Annotated in this window: 13 protein-coding genes; 9 read left to right on the top strand and 4 right to left on the bottom strand. The window is 59.7% G+C overall.

The features are described 5' to 3' along the window. Positions 1-145 precede the first annotated feature (145 nt). Positions 146-568, top strand: a complete 423-nt coding sequence (locus GCT13_RS25625) for a transcriptional regulator (protein ID WP_090873622.1) — start codon at positions 146-148, stop codon at positions 566-568. A gap of 103 nt (positions 569-671) precedes the next feature. Here the strand turns inward: GCT13_RS25625 and yidC are convergent, their stop codons facing one another. From yidC to rpmH, 4 genes are all read right to left on the bottom strand, one after another. Continuing rightward, on the bottom strand, positions 672-2,324 hold the full coding sequence (yidC, locus tag GCT13_RS25620; RefSeq protein ID WP_152762862.1) for a membrane protein insertase YidC: 1,653 nt from the start codon (positions 2,322-2,324) through the stop codon (positions 672-674). A gap of 30 nt (positions 2,325-2,354) precedes the next feature. Continuing rightward, entirely contained in the window at positions 2,355-2,585 is a 231-nt protein-coding gene (yidD, locus tag GCT13_RS25615; protein WP_090873624.1) for a membrane protein insertion efficiency factor YidD, read from the bottom strand. A 73-nt stretch (positions 2,586-2,658) separates the two neighbouring features. After that, complete coding sequence (rnpA, locus tag GCT13_RS25610; protein ID WP_407670854.1) at positions 2,659-3,159, bottom strand: ribonuclease P protein component; 501 nt, start codon at positions 3,157-3,159, stop codon at positions 2,659-2,661. 26 nt (positions 3,160-3,185) lie between these two features. After that, a complete protein-coding gene (gene rpmH / locus GCT13_RS25605; protein ID WP_004198824.1) occupies positions 3,186-3,320 on the bottom strand; it encodes a 50S ribosomal protein L34 in 135 nt (44 codons plus the stop codon). Positions 3,321-3,704: 384 nt separating this feature from the next. Here rpmH and dnaA point away from each other — a divergent pair, with 384 nt between their 5' ends. The 8 genes from dnaA to GCT13_RS25560 all read left to right on the top strand — a co-directional run bounded on the left by dnaA (position 3,705) and on the right by GCT13_RS25560 (position 19,730). Further along, positions 3,705-5,261, top strand: a complete 1,557-nt coding sequence (gene dnaA, locus GCT13_RS25600; RefSeq protein WP_227747004.1) for a chromosomal replication initiator protein DnaA — start codon at positions 3,705-3,707, stop codon at positions 5,259-5,261. 254 nt (positions 5,262-5,515) lie between these two features. Next, positions 5,516-6,619: a DNA polymerase III subunit beta gene (gene dnaN / locus GCT13_RS25595; protein WP_090873625.1), complete on the top strand. Its 1,104-nt coding sequence runs from the start codon at positions 5,516-5,518 to the stop codon at positions 6,617-6,619. 113 nt (positions 6,620-6,732) lie between these two features. Next, positions 6,733-9,204, top strand: a complete 2,472-nt coding sequence (gyrB, locus tag GCT13_RS25585) for a DNA topoisomerase (ATP-hydrolyzing) subunit B (protein WP_152762856.1) — start codon at positions 6,733-6,735, stop codon at positions 9,202-9,204. A gap of 257 nt (positions 9,205-9,461) precedes the next feature. Then, positions 9,462-12,626, top strand: coding sequence for a protein DpdE (dpdE, locus tag GCT13_RS25580; protein ID WP_193727760.1), 3,165 nt, complete (start codon positions 9,462-9,464; stop codon positions 12,624-12,626). Beyond that, the gene (dpdF, locus tag GCT13_RS25575; RefSeq protein ID WP_152762852.1) at positions 12,619-15,111 is read left to right on the top strand and encodes a protein DpdF; all 2,493 of its coding nucleotides are present in this window, start codon (positions 12,619-12,621) and stop codon (positions 15,109-15,111) included. The genes dpdE and dpdF overlap by 8 nt, the downstream gene beginning before the upstream one ends. Further along, the gene (dpdG, locus tag GCT13_RS25570; protein WP_152762850.1) at positions 15,108-16,004 is read left to right on the top strand and encodes a protein DpdG; all 897 of its coding nucleotides are present in this window, start codon (positions 15,108-15,110) and stop codon (positions 16,002-16,004) included. The genes dpdF and dpdG overlap by 4 nt, the downstream gene beginning before the upstream one ends. Continuing rightward, complete coding sequence (gene dpdH / locus GCT13_RS25565) at positions 16,001-19,027, top strand: protein DpdH (protein ID WP_152762848.1); 3,027 nt, start codon at positions 16,001-16,003, stop codon at positions 19,025-19,027. The genes dpdG and dpdH overlap by 4 nt, the downstream gene beginning before the upstream one ends. Further along, positions 19,017-19,730, top strand: coding sequence for a hypothetical protein (locus tag GCT13_RS25560; protein WP_152762846.1), 714 nt, complete (start codon positions 19,017-19,019; stop codon positions 19,728-19,730). The genes dpdH and GCT13_RS25560 overlap by 11 nt, the downstream gene beginning before the upstream one ends. Position 19,731 lies beyond the last annotated feature (1 nt).

Here is a 19,731-nt window from a genome sequence, read left to right as displayed (position 1 = left end):
TTACAATTAAAGGCTTTTCGGGTCTGCGAATCTTCAAGGAGATGAATCCGATCGTGTGCTGCCACGAGATAGGCAAATCTAGGACACGCTAAATGTAGCGTGTACGGTTGTCTACCTGTGGTGCGTCGGACTGCACAATTTGCGGATGCCAACCCTCGAAGAAAAAGCGGCCTTTGCCGAGCGACTGAAGTTCGCGATGAGACGCGCCCCGGAAAAGCTCAAGGGCGGGACCGATCTCGCGCTGCACTTCAATCTGCGCCATCACGGCGACCAGCCCGTCTCGCCACAGACGGTACACAAGTGGCTGAGCGGCCGCACGATTCCTACCGACGACAAGCTTCGGACGCTCGCCGAATGGTTCGAAGTGGATATCCATTGGCTGCACTATGGACCTTCGCCGAGCGGATCGACGAGAACCGTTCCGAAGCCTCTGGTTCGCGGCGAGAAATATCCGCTTTCACCGGAGACGCTCGAACTGGCGTCGAAGATCGAATCGCTGACGCCGCATCATCGCTATCTGGTGCAGGAGCTGATCGCGCAGCTATACGGCGACGCCGACAACTCGTAAGAAAAGCGAAGACGCAAAAAAACCGCCCGGCGTTAGCCGGGCGGTTTTTCTTTTTTTCGTAGGCTTCGGATCGGACTGTCCGACGTCCGATCCGAACTTCCGATCAGGCAGCCTTTTTCTTCTGCCCCATCATGCGCGTGATGTAGTACTGCTGGGCAATCGACAGCACGTTGTTCACGACGTAGTACAACACGAGACCCGCCGGGAAGAAGAAGAACATCACCGAGAACGCGATCGGCATGAACATCATCATCTTGGCCTGGACCGGGTCTGGCGGCGTCGGGTTGAGCTTCGTCTGAACGAACATCGAGACGGCCATCAGCACCGGCAGGATGAAGTACGGATCTTGTTGCGACAGATCGTGAATCCACAGAACCCACGGTGCACCGCGCATTTCCACCGACGACAGCAGCACCCAGTACAGCGAGATAAACACTGGAATCTGAATCACGACGGGCAAACAGCCGCCGAACGGATTCACCTTCTCAGTCTTGTACAACTCCATCAGAGCCGCGTTCATCTTCTGCGGATCGCCCTTGAAGCGTTCGCGCAGCGCCTGCATGCGCGGCGTGATTTCCTTCATGCGCGCCATCGACTTGTAGCTTGCCGCCGACAGCGGGAAGAACACAGCCTTGATCAGCAGCGTCAACAGGACGATCGCCCAGCCCCAGTTGCCGACGTAGCTGTGGATCTTTTCGAGCAGCCAGAAGAGCGGTTTCGCGATGATCGTCACCCAGCCATAGTCCTTCACCAGTTCCAGACCTGGCGCGATGCCTTCGAGCATGCGCTCTTCTTCCGGACCGGCGAACAGGCGAGAGGACACGTCGATCGACTGTCCGGGTGCGATGGTCTTCAGCGGCTGCTTGACGCCAATGCGATACAGCGACGGATCGATCTTCTCGACGTAGATGTCACGCTTGACGCCCTGCTGCGGAATCCACGCCGACGCGAAATAGTGCTGAACCATCGCGATCCAGCCGTTGTCGGCGGAGTTCGCGTAGTCCTGCTTGTGCTTGTCGATGTCTTCGAAGGTCAGCTTCTGGAAGTGATGCTGCTCCGTGTACACAGCCGGCCCGATGAACGTGTGCGAGAAGCGCGGCGTCTCGACGGGCTGGCTGTCGCGCACGAGTTCCATGTAGGCGGTCGGCGTGACGGGTGTCGAGCCGACGTTCTGGATTTTCGTGTCGACGTTGATCACGTAGCTGCCGCGCGTGAAGGTGTAGGTCTTCAAGACCTTCACGCCGCCCTTTACCGGCGATTCGAACGACAGTTTCAACGTGTTGCCCGTCATGTCGGTTGGCTGACCGGCAACGGGCGTGAACACATCGGTGTGGTTCGGGAAGTCGCCGCCGAGCAGGCCCGTGCGCGCCAGATATGTGTGATCGGCGGTATGGTCGAACAGCGTGATCACCTGAGCCGGCTGCTTGCCCTCGCCCGGCTTGAACAGCGTGAGCTTCGACAGCGTGCCGCCACGCGTGTCGATCTGGCCGCGGTAAACGTCAGTGGTGAACGAAACCAGCTGCGCCTGCTGCGCGGCGGATGCCGTCGATTCCGGCGCGGCTGCGTTGGTTTGCGGCAGCTCCGCGGGTTGGGTTCCCGTCGTCGACGAGCCCGGTGCTGCGGTGCTCGCCGTCTTGGTCTGCGTCGCGCTCGGGAAGAACATCGACTGGCGTCCGTGGTCGCGCTGCCAGTTGTCGAACAGCATGACAGCTGACATGAAGAAGATGACCCATAGGACGGTGCGTTTGATATCCATGCGTTGTCTCAGTGTCGATGGCACAGCGCGTCAGCGCTTCTTAGGAGTTGGAGGCGGGACAAGATCGATGCCGCCCGCCGAAAACGGGTGACAGCGGCACAGGCGCCTTGCGGCGAGGTAAGTACCACGCGCGGCGCCATGATACTGGATTGCTTCGCGCGCGTAATCCGAACAGGAGGGATAAAAGCGGCACCGATTGCCGAGCATGGGACTCACGGCAATCTTGTAGAAACGCAGTAAAGCGATCAGTACCGTTTGCATGACCAGTGCGGCGGGACTGCACCGCCCGTTGTGAAGCGCTGGACGGCAGCGGCGCTTCGAGGCTGTGCGGATGTCATGGCGTGGTGGGCGGCGTATCCGCCCGTTGCGTTGCCGGCCCCTCGCGCCGGGCGATTTCGCGTGCCACCTTGTCGAGCAGCACGTCGATTTCACTACGGCACAACGCTTTCAACGGCGGCGACGATCCGCTGGGCATCGCCTTCCGGTCGAATTTCGTATGTAGACGCAGCAGCACGTCCCAGCCGCCGAATTCCGCGCGGCGCACGCGAAATGCTTCGCGCGCGAGACGCTTCACCAGATTACGCGTGACCGCGCGCGGCGCGTACTTCTTGCCGATCACGAGGCCGAGGCGCGCTTCATTGCCTGTCGGCCGCGCGTACACGACGAAGTGTGCAGTGCGGCGCCACGGGCGCAAACGAAAAACGGATGAAAATTCATCCGTTTTCAGCAGCCTTGCGGCTTTGGGAAAGGCTGCGGACGCCTGCACCGGAACGACGTTCTGATGCGGCGCGTCTGCCGTTCCCGCAGCGTCGCGGGGGTCGGACACAGCGCGCACTCGGCTTGACCGCGTTTCTGCCTGCCTCAGATGGCGAGGCGTTTGCGGCCCTTCGCGCGGCGTGCGTTGATGACCTTGCGGCCGCCAGCGGTCTTCATGCGAACGCGGAAGCCATGGGTGCGCTTACGGCGCGTCACGGAAGGTTGGTAGGTACGTTTCATGTTGCTCTCACTTGTTTGAGAAATAACCGCGCGAGCATCGCTGAAAGTGCAATGGCCGGAGGTTCGGAAATTGGTTTTCGCGGAACCCGCTATTTAAACCGGTTTTCTCTGACTCGTCAATAGCTTAGGCAGATGATCCACAGGCGGCATCATTTTGTGTTGTTTGATCGGGCCCTGTGGATAACTCACTTGGCCTGCCGTTTTGGCGGTAGAATCTCGCCTTACTTCCCAAGAATCCTGCACGCCGCCCCGGCCCGCTTGACCCGCAAACCTTTGTGGCACAAGCGTCTGGGGCTTTTCCGCCTGGCAGCTTCGGGCCTCGTCGCGTATCCAGCGACCAGAGCGCCGGCGGAAAAGCGTCGCAAACATAACGATAGCAACTTGATGAACGAATTCTGGCAACACTGTTCCGCACTGCTGGAGCGCGAATTGACGCCTCAGCAGTACGTGACGTGGATCAAACCGTTGGCCCCGGTCGCCTTCGACGCCGATGCGAATACCCTGAGCATCGCCGCGCCGAACCGTTTCAAGCTGGATTGGGTCAAGAGCCAGTTTTCCGGCCGCATCACCGACCTTGCGCGCGACTTCTGGCATTCTCCCGTCGACGTCCAGTTCGTCCTCGATCCGAAAGCCGGTGTGCGCCCAGCGCCTGCCGCGCCGCCGCGGCCATCGACGGTCGGCGCGAACGGCGCCGCTGCGGCCGTCGATGCCGCCGTCGGCGCCGTGCAAGCGGCCCAGTCGGCCCGCGCGGGCGGCATGGGCGGCCTCGGCGCGCTCACGAACGCAGCCCAGCTGACCGACGATGCCGCCGACCTCGATCTGCCCAGCCTCGACGCCAACGAGGCCGCGGCGGGGCGCCGCACGTGGCGTCCGGGTGTGGCCGCGCCGGCGGCGAGCGGCGAAAGCGACTCGATGTACGAGCGCTCGAAGCTGAACCCCGTGCTCACCTTCGACAACTTCGTGACCGGCAAGGCGAACCAGTTGGCTCGCGCGGCCGCGATCCAGGTCGCCGACAACCCCGGCATCTCGTACAACCCGCTGTTTCTCTATGGTGGCGTGGGCCTCGGCAAGACGCACCTGATTCACGCGATCGGCAACCAGTTGCTGATGGACAAGCCCGGCGCGCGCATCCGCTACATCCACGCGGAGCAGTACGTGTCGGACGTGGTGAAGGCGTACCAGCGCAAGGCGTTCGACGACTTCAAGCGCTACTACCACTCGCTCGACCTGCTGCTGATCGACGATATTCAGTTCTTCTCGGGCAAATCGCGTACGCAGGAAGAGTTTTTCTACGCGTTCGAAGCGCTGGTTGCGAACAAGGCGCAGGTGATCATCACCAGCGATACCTATCCGAAGGAAATCTCAGGTATCGATGACCGTCTGATCTCGCGCTTCGATTCCGGGCTGACCGTCGCAATCGAGCCGCCCGAGCTTGAGATGCGCGTCGCGATTCTGATGCGCAAGGCGCAGTCGGAAGGCGTGAGTCTGAACGAGGACGTAGCGTTCTTCGTTGCGAAGCATCTGCGTTCGAACGTCCGCGAGCTGGAAGGCGCGCTGCGCAAGATTCTCGCGTATTCGAAGTTCCACGGCCGCGAAATCACAATCGAGCTGACCAAGGAAGCGCTGAAAGACCTGCTGACCGTGCAGAACCGGCAGATTTCGGTGGAAAACATCCAGAAGACGGTCGCCGATTTCTACAGCATCAAGGTCGCCGACATGTATTCGAAGAAGCGGCCGGCCAATATCGCGCGACCGCGCCAGATCGCGATGTATCTGGCGAAGGAGCTGACGCAGAAGAGCCTGCCGGAAATCGGCGAGCTGTTCGGCGGGCGCGACCATACGACGGTGCTGCACGCGGTGCGCAAGATCGCCGACGAGCGCAGCAAGGACGCGCAGCTGAACCACGAGCTGCACGTGCTGGAACAGACGCTGAAAGGCTGAACGGGGTAGGGGCCGGATCTGACCGAAGGGTTTCTCGAACCTGTCGGAAAATTTAATCTGTTTATTGCGCGAGTCACCCCCAATTTAGGGAAGTGCTTCCATTTTCAGGCACAATACAGGTTTAACCGCCCGGCAAAAGCGGGCGGGATTTCACGCCGTGACTGGCGCAGTACGGCGCCGGCGGGGGGCCGGGGCCGCGCGTTTCAACATTGCCGGGCAAGGCGCGCAGGCCGACACATCAACGAAGGAACTCTATGCAACTGGTCAAGACCGAACGCGATAACCTCCTCAGGCCGCTGCAAACCGTGAGCGGCATTGTCGAACGCCGTCATACGTTGCCGATCCTCGCCAATTTGCTGATTACCAAGAACGGCCCGGACGTCTCGTTCCTGTCCACCGACCTCGAACTGCAAATCACCACGCATGCCGATTTCGGCGTTGGCGGCGAGTCCGTGGCCACGACCGTGGCGGCGCGAAAGCTCCTCGACATTCTGCGCGCGATGCCCGACGGGCAGGTCACGCTCACCTTGAACGACAAGCGTCTGACGGTGCAGTCCGGCAAGAGCCGTTTCGCGCTGCAAACGCTCGCGGCAGACGAGTTCCCTACGGTCGCTCAAGCTAAAGACTTCGGTGCGAACCTCGCGGTTCCCCAAAAGACGTTCCGCCAGTTGCTCGGCATGGTTCACTTCGCGATGGCGCAGCAGGACATCCGTTACTACCTGAACGGCATGCTGCTGGTGGTCGATGGCGATCAGTTGATGGCCGTCGCAACGGACGGTCACCGTCTTGCCTTTTCGTCGATGAAGATCGAAGGCTCGTTCGCGCGCCAGGAAGTGATCATTCCGCGTAAGACGATTCTCGAACTGCAACGCCTGCTGGAAGACATCGACGACGTGCTCAAGATCGACATCGCGCCGACGCAGGTGAAGTTCACGTTCGGCGGCGTCGAACTGGTGTCGAAGCTGGTCGAAGGCAAGTTCCCGGACTTTCAGCGCGTGATTCCGAAGTCGCACAAGAACACATTCGTGATCGGCCGCGAAGAGCTGCAGCGCTCGCTGCAACGCGCGGCCATTCTGACCTCGGACAAGTTCAAGGGCGTGCGCTGCATCGTCGAGCCGGGCCAGCTGAAGATCATGTCCACGAACGCGGACCAGGAAGAAGCGCAGGAAGAACTCGAAATCGCCTACCAGGGCGACAGCATCGACATCGGTTTCAACGTCACGTATCTGCTCGACGTGCTCGCGAACCTGAAGGTCGACATGCTCGAAGTGAGCCTCGGCGACGCCAGCTCGAGCGCGCTGATCACGATTCCCGAGAACGACCAGTTCAAATACGTGGTGATGCCGATGCGCATCTGACGCGTCCAACACGAAGAACACACCAAGGGGCGCAGCGCCCCTTTGGTGTTTTTATGGTGTTTTGAAAAGCCTCGAGCAGCAACGAAGCGGTAACGCAGAACCGGAAGAAATCCATGACTGAACTGAACAATTCGCAACCCGATAACAGCTACGGCGCCTCGTCCATTCAGATCCTCGAAGGTCTGGAGGCCGTGCGCAAGCGGCCGGGTATGTATATCGGCGATACGTCGGACGGGACCGGTCTGCATCACCTCGTGTTCGAGGTGCTCGACAATTCGATCGACGAGGCGCTCGCCGGTCATTGCGACGACATCCAGGTCATCATCCACGCGGACAACTCGATTTCCGTGACCGACAACGGCCGCGGCATCCCGACGGGCATCAAACGCGACGACAAGCACGATCCGAAGCGCAGCGCCGCTGAAATCGTGATGACCGAGCTGCACGCGGGCGGCAAGTTCGACCAGAACAGCTACAAGGTGTCGGGCGGTCTGCACGGCGTGGGCGTGTCGTGCGTGAACGCGCTGTCGTCGTGGCTGCGCCTCACCGTGCGCCGCGACGGCAAGAAGCACTTCATGGAATTCCACCGTGGTGTGCCGCAGAACCGCGTGATCGAAGAAGTGGACGGCGAGCGTCTGTCGCCGATTCCCGTTGTCGGCGAGACGGAAAACCGTGGCACCGAAGTGCACTTCATGGCCGATGAGAAGATCTTCGGCAACGTCGAATACCACTACGACATTCTGGCGAAGCGTATCCGTGAACTCTCGTTCCTGAACAACGGCGTGCGGATTCGTCTCACCGATCAGCGCTCGGGCAAGGAAGACGATTTCGCGTTCGTCGGCGGCGTGAAGGGCTTCGTCGAGTTCATCAACAAGACGAAGACCGTGCTGCATCCGGCGATTTTCCATATCGTCGGCGAGAAGGACGGCGTGGGCGTCGAAGTGGCGATGCAGTGGAACGACAGCTACAACGAAAACGTGCTGTGCTTCACGAACAACATTCCGCAGCGCGACGGCGGCACGCACCTGACAGGCCTGCGTGCGGCGATGACGCGCGTGATCAACAAGTACATCGCCGATCACGAAATCGCGAAGAAGGCGAAGGTCGAAACGTCCGGCGACGACATGCGCGAAGGGCTGTCGTGCGTGCTGTCGGTGAAGGTGCCCGAGCCGAAGTTCAGCTCGCAGACCAAGGACAAGCTCGTCTCGTCCGAAGTACGCGCGCCCGTGGAAGAAGTGATCGCGAAGGCGCTCGAAGAATTCCTGCTGGAAACGCCGATCGACGCGAAGATCATCTGCGGGAAGATCGTCGATGCAGCGCGTGCTCGCGACGCCGCACGCAAGGCGCGCGAGATGACGCGACGCAAGGGCGTGCTGGACGGCGTCGGTCTGCCGGGCAAGCTGGCAGACTGCCAAGAGAAAGATCCTGCCAAGTCTGAGATTTATATCGTCGAGGGTGACTCGGCGGGCGGTTCGGCAAAGCAGGGCCGCGACAGAAAATTCCAAGCCATTCTGCCGTTGCGCGGCAAGGTGCTGAACGTCGAGAAGGCGCGTTACGACAAGCTGCTGTCGTCGGAACAGATCGTTACGCTGATTACCGCGCTCGGTTGCGGCATCGGCAAGGACGACTACAACCTCGACAAGCTGCGTTATCACCGCATCATCATCATGACCGATGCTGACGTCGATGGCGCGCACATCCGCACGCTGCTGCTGACGTTCTTCTATCGTCAGATGCCGGAGATGATCGAGCGCGGGTACATCTACATCGCGCAGCCACCGCTGTACAAGGTGAAGGCGGGCAAGGACGAGCGTTATCTTAAGGACACTGCGGAGTTGAACGCGCATATGCTGCGCCTGGCTCTGAACGGCTCTGAGTTGATCCCGTCCGAAGGCGCGACGCCGATTGCAGGCGATGCGTTGGGCGAACTGGCTCGTTCCTATCTGCTGGCGCAGGCTGTCGTAGATCGTCTGAGCAAGCTTTACGACGAAGCTGCGCTCGAGGCCGTCATGGACGGCGCGACGATCGATCTGTCGAGCGAGGAATCGACGGAAGCGTCGGCGCGCGCGCTCGAAGCCAAGTTGCGTGACGATCCGCTCAAGCCGGAGATCAACGTGATCGCGATGTATGACCCGGTGCGGGAGTTGCGATCGCTGCGCGTCGAGCGCCGTCATCATGGCAATGTGAAGGTTTCGGTCATCGACGAAGAATTCCAGCTGACGGCCGACTATCAGCAACTGGTCAATACCGCGAACACGTTCAAGGGCTTGATCGGCGAGGGCGCAGTGATCAAGCGCGGTGAGCGCAGCATGGCCGTGGGCGATTTCAAGAGCGCGATGAAGTGGCTGATCGCCGATGCAGAACGGAACGTGTCGAAGCAGCGCTACAAGGGACTCGGTGAGATGAATCCCGAACAGCTCTGGGAAACGACGATGGATCCGAGCGTGCGACGCCTGTTGCGCGTGCAGATCGAGGACGCGATTGCGGCGGATGGAATCTTTACGACGCTGATGGGCGACGAGGTGGAGCCGCGCCGGGCGTTTATCGAGAGCAATGCGCTGCGGGCGGGGAATATCGACGTTTGAGTTGTGTCTGTAGCGTAGGGCGCCAGAGTAATTGCGACTGGCGCCACAGTTTTGCTACTGGGTGACAAAATTAATGCGACTGACCTAAATGGGGCAGTGATTCCTACCGGCACCACACAAACGCAACCTGCGGAAAAAGTTACTGCGACTGGCCGAAGGGTGGCATTTCAGATTTAGTGCCTCTGAGGGGATCTCAATTCGGTCGATTGGCCCGAAGAGCAAACAATACAAATGAGAGACACGCTTAGGGGATGTGTGTGCTAATCGACGGCATGTTGGTGTCTTTGCCCGACGACAAAGGCGTGGGAAAGCTAGAGGGGGTAAGCGGAGACACGTGCTCAGTTTCCATCTTTCGATCGATTATTCGATCCGACGTCATTCGAATGCCGGTGGCGAAAGTTTCGCACGCCTATTTGAGCCCGCAAACCCGCGTCTATGTTCGTCATGAGGGGCGATTTCGGGTTGGTCGAATCGCCGATTTCCTCATTGGAGAGAGGGGATTAGTCGACTACGAGGTGAGGTTTCCAAACGGCGAACGTGCGGATTTCAGCGAGCTTTGTCTATATATACGCCCTTGGAGCGCGCCAGATGATCCAGCCGAGATCCTGGCCAGTGGCGGTGCGGAGAGCCAATATCTTCATGATCGTCGCCAAGCAGCCCTACTGCCGCTCCTAAAACTTCGTAGCGCTGCACAAGGTATGACGGCGCTTGTTTCCGCCGGTATCGAGTTGGCTCCTCACCAAGTAGCAGCCGTGCGTCGGGTTCTCTCCGATCCAGTGCAACGCTACCTTCTCGCGGACGAGGTCGGCCTTGGAAAGACGATCGAGGCCGGCCTGATAGTACGACAACACTTGATCGACAGTCCCGAAACCAGTGTGCTCGTGGCAGTACCTGCTCACTTGTGTGCGCAGTGGCGGGAAGAGCTTGGGACCAAACTTCGGCTCGATCAGTTTGACACTGTTAAGGTTGTGCCTCATGCCGACTTAGCGAACATAGCAGTTGCTCCCGCAATTCTTGTTGTCGACGAAGCCCATCATCTAGTAGGGATCGACTCCGGTCCCCTCGCCCTCGCCGCCACAAAGCTTCGCGCCATGACGAGCGACACGCCTGTTGTACTGCTGCTGTCGGCGACCCCTGCACTAGGCGACGAAGCACGGTTCCTCGCGTTGCTCAATCTACTCGACCCGATATCTCATCCGCTCGACGACGTCCCGGGCTTTCGGCGCAAGCTTGAACGACGGCGTGATATTGGGCGACTGCTCCTTGCGCTGGATCCTGAGGCACCGAAGCTTGTCCTTAGGCAGCGGGGAGCCGAGATGGAGCGACTATTTCCCGACGACCAGGCGATCAATGATTTGGCACCCAGGTTGGTCCAAGCAACAAGGGACGCGCCGCACGAGTTGCCCGCGCTGTGTACCGCGCTTAGAAGCCACATCGCCGATAGTTACCGGATCCACCAGCGCTTGATCCGATCGCGTCGTGCCGACGCGCAGGGTTGGGAGTTCAGTCCACGAGGGCCAACAGATCAAGGGGAGCCCTCGTTTGCCCACGTTCGCGTTGAGGCTGAAGCTACCTCTTGGGTCAAGCCGTTGCTTCCTATCTTGGAGGAGTGGCGATTCGGCGTACTTGAGGCGGCAAGCGGGGACAAATGCGCGCTCGAAGAGGCGGCACTTCGTTACGCTGACTTGCTGACCGCACTTGGTGGTAGCCGTTCAATGCTGATTGATTGGATTGCCAATGAACGCGCGCGCCCTGCCTTCGCCGATGAGCCATCGATTCTCGGGCGTCTCTGTATGCATGCTGACGACCGTTCCACTGACAACGATCATGCGACGGCTTGCGAAAGCACACTGCGCCTGATTCGTAGTCTTCGCAGCGAAGGCCGCCTCCCCAAGATCGTCGCTTTCTCCTCATCCGCGGCGGGTGCAACCGCCTTTCATAACGCGCTGCGCGCCACGCAGCAGAATTGCGAGATTCTGCTGCTGACTGGCGACGGCACCATGCGCGATCACGAGGCCATTGGTGTTTTCGCGTCATCTCGAACGCCCGCCGTGTTGATCTGCGATCGAAACGGAGAGGAGGGCCTTAATCTCGCTTTTGCTGATGCAATCATCCACCTCGACCTACCGCTGTCAGCCGCTCGCGTAGAGCAACGAATCGGTCGATTGGATCGATTTGGAAGGCGGCACGGAATGATCCGCCACAGAATCGTCCTGCCCGTCGATGAGGATGACAGTCCATGGACAGGCTGGTCAGACTTCCTCTCCCACGGACTCGCGATTTTTCATCGTTCTATAAGCGACGTTCAGTTCTTGCTTGAAGACTTCGAGAAACAAGTCTTTCGGGTGCTGCTTGAACAAGGACCAAGTGGCGTCCAGGCACTGTGGGCCGAGGTCGGCGAGGCGGTAAAGGTAGAGCGTCGATCGCAGGATGAACAGTATGCACTCGATCGAATTGCGCTTACCGAGGAACCGGTCGAGACATTCATTCGAGGGTTGGAGGAGGCAGAGGAAGACGAGGGCGCCCTCGAGGACGGTGTCGATCAATGGCTTGTGAGTGCGTTGTTCCTCAAGAAGTGGCCTGTAGCGTGGCCTGCGCAGGACCCGTTCAAACTCGGTTCAACGAAAGCGACGCTCATCCCAAGTCGGCCTTGGCTGCAGGCATTCGCTCTCGAGGATACGCAAGCGCTGACTTGGCGCCGCCGAATCGCGAGTGGGGACCCGGGTACGATGCTTTTGAGGCCTGGAACTCCCTTGATAGACGTGGTCGAGCGCTTTACGCGCTGGGACGATCGTGGTACCGCATTCATCACCTGGCGCACAGTCTCGGAATGGTCTGATGACCCATGGCTTGGCTTTCGCCTTTGCTTCGTAGTCGAGCCCGATATTGCCATTTCCGATATGTTCGCACCGAGCATGACAGAACTTGCGAACCTTCGGCGCGCTCAGCGCTACCTGTCCCCGCGTGCGATATGCGTACACGTCGATAGCGATGGAGACATAGTCGAGGACGCAGGGCTGTTGTCTATCCTGACCAGGCCATATCGGAAGGCCAACGCGCTTGGGGAGACCGACGCTGACATCAACCTGTCCAGCCGACCGCATATCCTGAACAGCGTCATCGATCCAGTTACTTTCGGCAGTGTCTGCCGAACCGTCCGGGACCGCAGTCGCGGTGCGCTGCTCGCCGAACGATTGTTGGCGGACGCCATCGACGCTGCGGAGCGCCTTGCCTTGCTTGAGGTCGAGCGCCGGCGGAATCGTTTGCGACAAAGGTATTCGGCTGGCGACTTTTCAGCTCGGGCCGACCTGGAGGGCATTGAAGCGATCCTTCCAGCGATCGCAAAGCCGGTTGTGAGGCTGGATGCCATGGGCTGTTTTCTAGTCTCTCGGGACCCCCCCTCGGTTGGAACATATGCGTGAACTTGATGGTGCCGAGGCGTTCGATGCGCTCCGACGCCTCCTCGCGGTTGAGTCGCAAGAGGAGTGGCGTGCCTCGGGTGAACCCTCAATCGAACGGTTGCGTTTAGCACTCGGAGGAGTTACTCCTCAGGCCAGCGAACTCGATCTAGCTGTAATGTTGCGCCAAGCCCTGCGGCGTGAGGACGCTCGGCGTGGCTATGAGGTTAGCCCGCGCGTCATTGTGAAGCATCCACGTCTGTCCGAGTTCTTGGCTTGGGAGCAGGTGGGGCTTGCGGGCGACCCTATCTCCGGCGGGTTCCGGGTGTTTGCAAACGTGTGGCGTCCTGATTGGCTTGGAGCAACAGGGCCACTCGGCGTCGATGATATTGCCGCAAGCGAGGTAGTACGGCGCTCCTTCGGCGGACAGGATTGCGCCGGCGACCCATTTCTTGCTGCCATCGGGCGAGTCCGCTACCGCAGCCTCGGCCAGCGCGCCGCTGTGCGTGCGGCGCTTTCCACACCGCCGGGAGCGACGCTGGTGATTGCGCTGGCCACGGGCGAGGGGAAGAGCATGGTCTTCCAACTCCTACATGCCGTTGGCTTCGTCGGCGAGGCGGCCTCTGCAAGTCGCGGAGTCACGCTGGTCATCGTACCGACCGTCGCCCTCGGGGTGAACCATGAGGAAGAAGCCCTCAATGTGTGCGGACTTGCGCGGCCGCTCGCTTATCAGGGCGGGGCCTCTGCAGCAAACGCAGCGCTTGCGGAGCGAATCGCAGAAGGGACGCAAGGCCTGTGTTTCGCGTCGCCGGAGGCTGCGTGCGGTCCTTTGCGCGGCGCTCTTCGAAAGGCAGCCAGTGCTGGGCAACTCCGAGCGATGGTCGTCGACGAGGCTCATCTTGTTGATCAATGGGGGACAGGGTTTCGTACGGAGTTTCAGGAGCTCAGTGGACTTCGGCAGGAATTGCTTGCCGCGTCCCCAGCCGGCAGGGAGCCTCGCACGGTGCTTTTGTCGGCGACGCTTACAGCTCAATCGCGGGAAACGTTAAAAGCGCTGTTTGGCATCGGCGGTGCGTTTGAGAGCATTTCTGCAGTGCGACTGCGGTCGGAGCCGGATTATTGGGTCGCTAAAGCTGACGAGTCCGCGCGCCACAGCAGAGTGATGGAAGCTCTTCATCACGTGCCTAGACCGGCAGTCCTGTATGTGACGGAGGTAGAGCATGCTGAAGTCTGGCGGAAGAAGCTCCGCGATGTGGGTTTCAATCGGGTGGGAATGTTGCACGGTAAAACGAGCCGTGAGGCCCGCGAGCGGATTGTAGCAAACTGGCGGGAAGGTGCGCTCGATGTAGTGATCGGCACATCTGCGTTTGGGCTGGGCATCGACTACGCTCATGCACGCAGTGTGGTTCACGCATGCGTGCCGGAGACTTTGGACCGCTTCTATCAGGAGGTTGGACGTGGCGGCCGCGATGGTAAAGCGTCCCTTTCGCTTATCGTGCCTGCCCCATCCGATTTTCCAATCGCCGAACGCATCAGTCTGCAGAAGGTCATCACAGTTGATCGGGGGCTTGAACGCTGGACGGCGCTGTTCGCTGGCAAACGATCAATGGGAGGCAACCGCTTTGCGGTGAGGGTCGATGGAAGCCCTGGGGTCACCGAGGGCGACATCGACATGACCGGCGACTGGAACGCCGACTGGAACCTGCGCACGCTTGCGCTTATGGCACGCTCGGGGATGGTGAGGCTGCTCGGTGCCCCTCTGTCATTGATGTCCGAGCCCGGTGATTGGCTTGAAATCGAACTGCTTGACGACGAGCACCTTAGACGCGAAACCTGGAATCGGAGGGTTGGGCCAGTTCGCATAAGAGGGCAGGCCTCCGGGTTGCGCAACTTCGAACTGATGCAGCGGTTCATGGCAGACACAGAGTGTCCGGCTGAGATCCTAGAACGGCTTTATGGACGTGACCAGGTGGCTCGAACCTGCAGTAGCTGTTCACGCTGCCGGCCTTGTGAGTCAACTCGCCAACTAAACCTTCCAACCGCTGAACCTAAATCTCCGTGGCACCTTCCCACGCCACATTTGCTGGCGCGACTCTTCGATGCTGAGGGGCGACTCCTCGTCACGTACGGCGAGGTCTTCGGAAAGGCAGAGTCCCGACGACTAGGTGACACGCTCGAGCGGCTATGCCGCATGGGCTTAGCTAAGCTCATCCTGATGGGCGAAGCGCCGTTCGATCTGGACCGCGTGCTGCGGTTTGCGAAGACTAGTCCTTTCTTCGTAAGCCAATTGCCATCCCCCGTTCACTCTCGGTTGCCGACCGGACCGGAGGTGGTACTTGTGGGCCGCGACCAGCCACTCGGTGAAGCGGCATATGCCCCGCTACCGGGTCGCGTGCGCCTGTTTCTGGTACCAGAGAATCTGCGATCTCAAAGCGGGCACTTGCTACGCGAGGTTTTTGGCGGCCGAATTCTGACACTTGATGAACTTCATGCGAGGGTCTCCGAATGAGCATCCTGACCAATTTTCAAGCTGTGCCCAGCCGTCTGTTCAGCGTCTATGCCGCGGTCGCCGAAGCCGAAAATGGGCTGCTACGTGAGCAGCTAGAGGCTTGGGCGACGCCCCCTTCCTTGCCTAAGCGCGGAGGTAACGAAGAAGATGGAGGTTCGACTGCATTGTTTTCCAACTCACTGAACGAGGCGCGCCGCCTGGGTCTAGTGGAAGACGACGGCGATCGTTTGTGTGTGTCCAAAGCTGCCGTCGGCGGCGGTCGTAGGAATGCCGACTTACAGGCCGAATTCCTATCTAGAATGCGTGAGGTGCTATTCGACACACAGCGCGCGGCTGATGCTGGGCAGATCGGTGTTCTCTACGCATTGGCATGGCTACTTACCAAGAGCCCGCTTGAGCCGGTCGGTTTCAGCGATGCCCCGCAAAACCAGTTGCGAGAGGATCTCGGCGAGTTCGCTGTCAAGGCTGAACTCGGAAGCACGAGCAGCTACCAGAACCTACTCTATTGGGCGCGATATCTCGGATTTGCGGTGGTGGTCGGAGATGCATCGACTCGACGCGCATTTCCTGATCCCAGCCGGGCCATCGCTGCGGTGCTCGAGCAAGTTCTGCCAAATAAAGGTTGGATAGAAATCGATTTGTTCTTATCGCGATTGGCCGCGATATACCCAGTCCTCGACGGTGGGAGCGTGCGTGAGGAGTTGGAGGCAATGCGCACTACGCAGCCGGCTGCCGACGATCGACTCTCAATCTCTTTGAGTTTCGCGCTGCAACGATTGGCCGATCGGGGTTCGATTTCACTGGACGCGATCGCAGATGCGAAGTCCCGCATTTTGGACTTCGGTGGCGGCGCGAAGCGCGCTAGCCACGTCCACTTAGGAGCCACCGAATGATGCGGAACCATCTCTGCTGGGAGCCGTCGGCAGTCCGCCAGGTAATCAATCCCTTCGCCGAACACATCCCCGATAGCTTGTTCCATGCGGTGCACAGCGAGTGGGATCTACAGGTCACGCCGCCGGTTGGCCAACGGTACCAGGATGTCACCGCTGCCGCTTGGGCACAAATGACACCGGCGGAATTCCTTTTTGACTTCCTGCGTCAAGATCGCCCACATGCGCTTGCCGTGATACTGGGAGATACGGGGTCCGGCAAGTCGCACCTAGTCCACTGGATGAGACTACACGTGCGCGACGAAGCCCAGCGAATGGTGTTGGTCGTTCGCAAGTCCGGAACTAGCCTCCGCGCAATCGTCCGCGAGATCATTGGCAAACTCCCCCCCGATCAACAACGCGGCTTCCTTGAGACGTTCAACTTAGCTGGTGATGGGGCCACAACTCCTGAAGGTCGACGCCGCGAACTCCTTCACCACCTCGGTCAAGCTATACGTGAGGACAAGCCAACATCAAGCGCGGACGAGCTTGAGGAAGCGCTCATTGAGGTGCTGCCCAACCTCTTCCAGGACCCGTACATGCAGAAGGAGCATTTTCTTCGTGACGGAAGGGTAGCCGCCGAAATCGTTGATCACATTTTCGAACAATCCCGTGCTGACGACCGGCCAGATCGACGACGGGTCTTTGCGGCGGATGACTTGGTTCTTGGCGGGCAAGACTATCTGAACGCGACCAAATTGGCGCAACACGCCATTCAGTTGATCGAAGCGGATCCAGAGAATCTGCCCGCTGCCATTCGGGTCATCAATCGCAATCTCGACAAGGCCGTCGCACGCACTCTCAGCTTCTCTGGGGATCGGGTCGAGGAGTTGATGGCGGGGTTGCGGAGACATCTCAAATCGCAGGGTCGCGAATTGGTGTTGCTGATTGAGGAGTTTGCGCGCCTCCAAGGCATAGACCGCGCCTTGCTCCAGGCGATCACGACGCAGGGTGACTCCGGGCAAGGCGAAACGGGCCTTTGTCGAATGCGGACGGCGATCGCGGTGACGCCGGGCTTCTTCGAAAGCGTCGAAGACACAGCTTATCGACGCACCACACACATCGTAGATATGAATCGGTCTGCCGGACACACCCACGGGCAGGCACCCACATCGGCATCTCTAGCCTCTTTCTCTGCCAAGTATCTGAATGCGGTCCGGCTGGGGCGAGAAAAGATCGAGCGATGGAGCGAGTCGGCAGAGCCCGGCCAAATGGCACCTTCGCAATGCACGCAATGCCCATTAGTTGTCGAGTGCCACGCCACTTTCGGTGATGTCGATGGCTATGGGCTGTACCCCTTCACTGAGCGAGCTCTTTGGATCGGGGCGGACCGAGTCGATCGATCGCAATCGGGCAGGCTGAATCCGCGGACCGTTCAGAACGATTTGCTGGTGGAGGTCTTGGACACATTTGCGCCTTCCATCGCGGCCGGCGAGTATCCGCCGTTTCGGATTCTCGAGAAGCTTGGGGGCGTGAAGCAATTGTCACTTGCTGCAGAAACGCAACTCAAGCGTCAGAATCCGCAGGTGGCGGAACGCTGGATGGCTCTACTTGAGTTGTACGACGGAACGGGCGCGGTCATCAACCTCCCTGAGCCGCTTCGCGATGCTTTCACTGTGCCGAAGATCTCTGAGGCTGGTGAATCCCCATTGGCGGACGTGCCACTCTCGACACCGGCACGGCAGACGTCTGTTTCAGAGGTCACCGTGGATGCCGACAACCTCGCGATCCAAACTTGGATCCGTGGTGACGGCCTTGATGCGACAGTGGCTCAGAAGCTCCGAGAACTCATTTACGCAGCAGTTGTGGAAGCAATCGACTGGGACATGCTGGGACTTTCACGCACCTATTTTGCAGGTACAGGCAGGGCCTTCCAGCAAAGGACCGGCGTCTATTTCGTCCGCCAGAACACCAAACGCGCCATGTACGCGCAGGTTCAACTTGAGATCGACGCGGACCCGCATACAGGCCAGGCATTGCAAGGCTTGTTACATGCGGCGAAAAATGGTTTTCGATGGCGGTTCGATGGGGCCGACCGGGCACTGACAAGCTTTTTGGATTGCGTTGAGCGTTGGGCTAAGCAAGTTGAGCAACAACTTCAAAAGTTGAGCGCGCCTAGCGATGCATGGCGTCAAGCCGACGCAGCGATCAGTTTGCTTTGTATCGGTGCCGCGATCGGCGGACGACTCAAAGCCACCCCAACCACTGCTGAGCTGATCGAAGCAGCATTCGGCAACTGGCCAGACGATCCGGCCGCGGCTGCAGGGCAATTGCGCTCCCTCTACGCGAAGTTGCTACGGCACCGAGAAGAACTGATCGATACGGCACGATCTCAGGCTTCGAGCCTTAAGGGTGGGCGATATGGGGCGATGCTTGATCCACGGCGGATCCTCAGTCCGATACGTCAATTGCGCCGGGCGAAATGGCGTCTCGGCTTGAAACCGCCCGAGGACGATTCGAGCATGCTTGCATCGCTGTATCGCGAGGTTGCAGAAACGCTCCCCGGCGCATCAGCAGCCGAGCGATCGCAGCGCCTCCGATGGCTAGAGGAGATGCTTCGTACCTTCGGAGACGGTGCCACTCGTGCAACGATCGTCGCGACTCTTACTAGCGCTCGACAAGCAGTCTTGGACGCTGGTATCCCTGCGCAGAACAGTTCGCGACCATTGCAGGACGCGCTGGACGCGTTTCAGACCACCCAATTCGATGCATCTATAAGCGCCGCACGGACGCTGCTTGAGACAGAAGATGCGGTCGCAGTGCTACCCGAATATGGTCGAGGCCGAGCAAACGCGGTGACTGCTGGCACGGCGCTTCGTCTGGCTGCAGAGAAATTTGTTGATTCGGTCGAGCGCGACTTGGAGAGTTTCGGTGGTGACCAAGATGCGCGTACTAGTGAGGTAGCCATGAACATGGCCACCCTTGACGAAGCGCTCGGCAACATAGTCAGTGATCTGGCGGCGATGGAGGCAGGAAATGTTGCTTGAACGCGCGACTGGCCTCACTGGGAAGATTGATCGCTACCAGAAACTGAAGGCTGCAGCCAAAGCGGCAGATATCGTCCGCACCCGCACCGATCAAATCGGGAAAGCAGCGGCGCTCATCGCGCACGCCAGGGAGGCAATCGATCGCTTCAAAGCCGCGGGCGTAGCGATCCAATTCGCCCCCGCCAATGCGGACGATCTGTCGGAAAAGGCGAGCGTGCTCCGCACCATAGCCGCTGAAACGCCAGCCGGTTTAGCCGATCCGCCGTTTAACATTGCGTATGACTTCACCGACAGACTAAGTGGTATCGCGCTTCGGGCGGATGCCGCGATTCGGGACGGCTGGCGCCGCTATATTGAAGCGAACTCGCCAGGCGGTTCAGAGGAGGTGCTGGATGCGCTTGGCAAGCTTCCTCAACTTCGCCTCGGTGTCACCCGAATTCGTCAATGTCGTCAGAGGATTGCAGCCTTGGCCGCCACTCCGCCTACGGAACCTGCGCGAGCGATTGACGAGTTGAGGGAACTGGTGGCGGAGCACAGAACGGCCTGGACGGAGTTGACCTCAGACAACGTCCCTGACGCTGTAATCAGGTTCTTGCGAGCATGCGCAGGAGAAGGCGCGCAGGTAGCCGCACTTACCGTAGATGTACGCAATTGGCTCGAAACGAGGGACCTCCTCGGATCGTTGCGCATTCGGATCGGCTAAC

The organism is Paraburkholderia franconis, assembly GCF_009362735.1.
GTDB lineage: Bacteria > Pseudomonadota > Gammaproteobacteria > Burkholderiales > Burkholderiaceae > Paraburkholderia > Paraburkholderia franconis.
Note: the sequence above shows the minus strand (reverse complement) of the source record. Positions and strands in the feature narration are given on the sequence as shown.

Coding starts and splice junctions, on each gene's coding strand:
- GCT13_RS25625 (WP_090873622.1), top strand. CDS start 146: ATGCCAACCCTCGAAGAAAAAGCGGCCTTTGCCGAGCGACTGAAGTTC.
- yidC (WP_152762862.1), bottom strand. CDS start 2,324: ATGGATATCAAACGCACCGTCCTATGGGTCATCTTCTTCATGTCAGCT.
- yidD (WP_090873624.1), bottom strand. CDS start 2,585: ATGCAAACGGTACTGATCGCTTTACTGCGTTTCTACAAGATTGCCGTG.
- rpmH (WP_004198824.1), bottom strand. CDS start 3,320: ATGAAACGTACCTACCAACCTTCCGTGACGCGCCGTAAGCGCACCCAT.
- dnaA (WP_227747004.1), top strand. CDS start 3,705: ATGAACGAATTCTGGCAACACTGTTCCGCACTGCTGGAGCGCGAATTG.
- dnaN (WP_090873625.1), top strand. CDS start 5,516: ATGCAACTGGTCAAGACCGAACGCGATAACCTCCTCAGGCCGCTGCAA.
- gyrB (WP_152762856.1), top strand. CDS start 6,733: ATGACTGAACTGAACAATTCGCAACCCGATAACAGCTACGGCGCCTCG.
- dpdF (WP_152762852.1), top strand. CDS start 12,619: ATGCGTGAACTTGATGGTGCCGAGGCGTTCGATGCGCTCCGACGCCTC.
- dpdG (WP_152762850.1), top strand. CDS start 15,108: ATGAGCATCCTGACCAATTTTCAAGCTGTGCCCAGCCGTCTGTTCAGC.
- dpdH (WP_152762848.1), top strand. CDS start 16,001: ATGATGCGGAACCATCTCTGCTGGGAGCCGTCGGCAGTCCGCCAGGTA.
- GCT13_RS25560 (WP_152762846.1), top strand. CDS start 19,017: ATGTTGCTTGAACGCGCGACTGGCCTCACTGGGAAGATTGATCGCTAC.